The 3,061-nt window shown below is 67.0% G+C and carries 4 protein-coding genes; all 4 read left to right on the top strand.

Annotated features, from left to right (window positions below; translation table 11 throughout):
* On the top strand, positions 1–1,451 hold a 1,451-nt coding region (locus AWB67_RS35800; RefSeq protein WP_235025556.1), incomplete at its 5' end, for an alpha/beta hydrolase.
* Positions 1,452–1,454: 3 nt separating this feature from the next.
* Positions 1,455–1,811 (top strand): DUF3563 family protein, encoded by a 357-nt coding sequence (locus AWB67_RS42610; protein ID WP_235025555.1) that lies wholly within the window; start codon positions 1,455–1,457, stop codon positions 1,809–1,811.
* A 137-nt stretch (positions 1,812–1,948) separates the two neighbouring features.
* Entirely contained in the window at positions 1,949–2,755 is an 807-nt protein-coding gene (locus tag AWB67_RS35790) for an alpha/beta fold hydrolase (protein WP_087660609.1), read from the top strand.
* A 33-nt stretch (positions 2,756–2,788) separates the two neighbouring features.
* A complete protein-coding gene (locus AWB67_RS35785; protein ID WP_087660608.1) occupies positions 2,789–2,971 on the top strand; it encodes a hypothetical protein in 183 nt (60 codons plus the stop codon).
* Positions 2,972–3,061 lie beyond the last annotated feature (90 nt).

Genomic DNA, 3,061 nt, shown 5'->3' with positions numbered 1-3,061 from the left:
GAGTTCGAAAAGTACAAGGCCACCTGATGAACGCCCCGAGGCGTCCACGAACAAAACCCAATTTTGCAGGTCCGACTACTGCGCAGCGCCTCGGCGCGATCTTCTTCAACCCAGGCGGCCCGGGCGGCGCGGGCACGGAAGACCTGCCCGGCTGGATCGACAAGTTTCCGCCGGCGCTGATCGCCCGCTTCGACCTGATCAGCTGGGACCCGCGCGGCATCGGACGCAGCACGGCGGTGCGGTGCTTCGAGAGCAAGGCAGCCGAAGACGCGTTCAAGCGCCGGATGGCGCCGGGATTTCCGGTCGGCGACGCACAGGTTCAGGCGCAGGCGCAACTGCAATCCCAGTTCAATCAGAGCTGCTTGCGACGCGCCGGCAAGCTGCTCGAACACGTCTCGACCGCCGATACCGCCCGCGACCTCGAATGGCTGCGGCGCGCGGCGGGCGAGCCGGAGATGAACTACCTGGGCGTCTCATACGGGACGCTGCTCGGCGCGACCTATGTGAATCTGTACCCGGATCGCGTGCGCGCGGCCGTGCTCGACGGCAACATCGACATCGAGGCCTGGTTCGCAGAAACGCCGCTGCAAGGCACCAGCCTGCGCATGAACAACGACATCGCGTCGGGCCAGACGCTCGACCAGTTCTTCCAGCAATGCGCGCGGGCGGGCCATGGCCGCTGCGCTTTCGCCGACGATGGCGCGAGCGCTCAGGCCACCGCTGCGAAGTTCCAGACGCTGGCCGCGCGCCTCACGGCGCAGCCGGTCGCGCTTGGGAGCGTCACGGTCACCGGGCCGTCGATGTTGTCGCTCACGTCGAATTTCCTGTTCACCGTGCATGCATTCGGCGATTTCCCGGGCTGGACGGCGCTCGGCGTCGTGCTCGATCGACTATGGACGGCGAGCGAAGCGCCGTCGGCTACGGCGGCGACGCCAGTTCCCACCACCGCCGCTTCCGACGCTCTCTACGAAAGCGATGGCGCCGGCAATGCCGTCCAGTGCGGCGAAAGTCCGAATCCGCGCGACCTGACGCTCTTTCCGCAGATCGCCGCATTCGCGCAGGCGCGCGCCGGGCTGATCGGCCAGCCGGTGGCGTGGTTCGACGCGCCGTGTTCGAGCTGGCCGGCGACGTCGGCATCGCTGTACAAGGGGCCGTGGAACGCGAAGACGCCGCCGATCCTCGTGATCGGCAACGTGTACGACCCATCGACGGCGTATGGCTCGTCGCAGAAGACCGCGAAGTTGCTCGCGAACGCGCGGCTTCTGACGGTGAACGGCTACGGCCACACGGCGCTGCTCAACACGAGCAGCTGCGCGAACGATGCCGAGTCCGCGTATTTCATCGACGGCACGCTGCCCGCCGACGGCACGGTTTGCCAGCAGGACGGGGCGCCGTTCGTCGAGTCGGCGCAGCCGCCGAATCGAGGCGTGACGGCGCAGCCGACGCCATGAGACGTGTTCGGCGCAGCCCGACTTTTGCCCGGCAATTCGTTGGCCGCGCGCAGACACTTCGCCGCTTCTACTTCCCTCAAAACCGCTGAAACCCCCGCCCGACAAGCCTCGACGCGTCATGGCATGGACTCTGCATTGTCAGCAGCCTCCAGCCGTGACGCGAACCCGATGATCCGCACCGGACGCACGCCTGGAAGATCAGGTCATCGACCGGAGGACATCATGTTCGTCTATCTCTTTTTGCTGTTGAGAAAAACCCTCGACCGCGCGGAACACTGCCGTCGCGATACGTATCTGGCGTCCGCCGTCGACATGGTCGAGCTCGAACGCCGCATGCGTGCGATGGAGTTCGATCACTGAGTCTGCACGCTTCTGCACTGCAACGATGATCTGGATGCCCGGGCACGAACGGCGGCGTCCCGATCATAGCCAGCCGCCCGCCTCGCGCCGATAGTCGATACAGCCGCGCGCCCAACCCATGAGTTTCATCGACGACCATGAATCAAGCCATCGCATCTGCATCGCAAGTCCGCTCAACCTCCGCGACCGTGATCGCCCTGCATTGCTCCGGCTCGGGAGCGTCGCAATGGCGCAAGCTCGGCGAGGCGCTCGGCCCGCATCTCGCGTTCGTCGTGCCCGAGCACTACGGCTGCGACAGCACGGGCCCGTGGAGCGGCGAGCGCGCCTTTACGCTCGCCGATGAGGCCGCCAAGACCATCGGCATCATCGACGCCACGCGCGGCAAGGTGCATCTCGTCGGCCACTCGTACGGCGGCGGCGTGGCGTTGCGCGCGGCTGTCGAGCGGCCGGAGCGCATCGCGAGCCTGACGCTCTACGAGCCTTCCGCGTTTCACTTGCTGAAGACGATGGGCGCGCACGGCGCACACGCGCTCGCCGAAATCATCTCGATCTCGAAGCGCACCGCCGATGGCGTCAACTGCGGCGACTATCGGGGCGCGGCGGCGTCGTTCGTCGATTACTGGGGCGGGCGGGGCGCGTGGGAAGCGCTGCGGCCCTCGGTGCAGGCAGCGCTCACGCGCTGGGCGCCGAAAGCGCCGCTCGACTTTCGCGCGCTGCTCGAAGAGCGCACGCCGCTCTCCGCCTACGCCGCCCTGCGCGTGCCGGCGCTGATCCTGCGCGGCCAGCACGCGCCGGTGCCGACGCGCGCGATCGCCGAACGGCTGCCGATGCTGCTGCCGGCGGCGCGCCTGGCGATCGTCGAGGGGGCGGGGCACATGGGGCCGCTCACGCACGCCGACGAAGTCAACGCGACGATCGCGCGGCATATCGGCGAGGCGGAATAGGCTACGGCGGCTTGAGCGGGTGCGGCTTCTGCCTTGCCGCTGAAGCCGAAGCCGAAGCCCAGCGCGAAGCTCAAGCCCAAGGCGAAGCTCAAGCCCAAGGCGAAGCTCAAGCCCAAGGCGAAGCTCAAGCCCAAGGCGAAGCTCAAGCCCAAGGCGCAGCCCAAGCCCGACGCGCAGCCCAAGCCCAACGCGCAGCCCCCCCCGGCGTCACACTAGATGTCGCCTCTGGATTTTTGTTATTTGAAGAACTCAGAGGTGCAGGTTGAAGACGAAACAGACGTATTCTGTAGAATTCAGAGAGGAGGC

The sequence above is a fragment of the Caballeronia terrestris genome, from assembly GCF_001544515.1.
Classification (GTDB): domain Bacteria; phylum Pseudomonadota; class Gammaproteobacteria; order Burkholderiales; family Burkholderiaceae; genus Caballeronia; species Caballeronia terrestris.
Note: the sequence above shows the minus strand (reverse complement) of the source record. Positions and strands in the feature narration are given on the sequence as shown.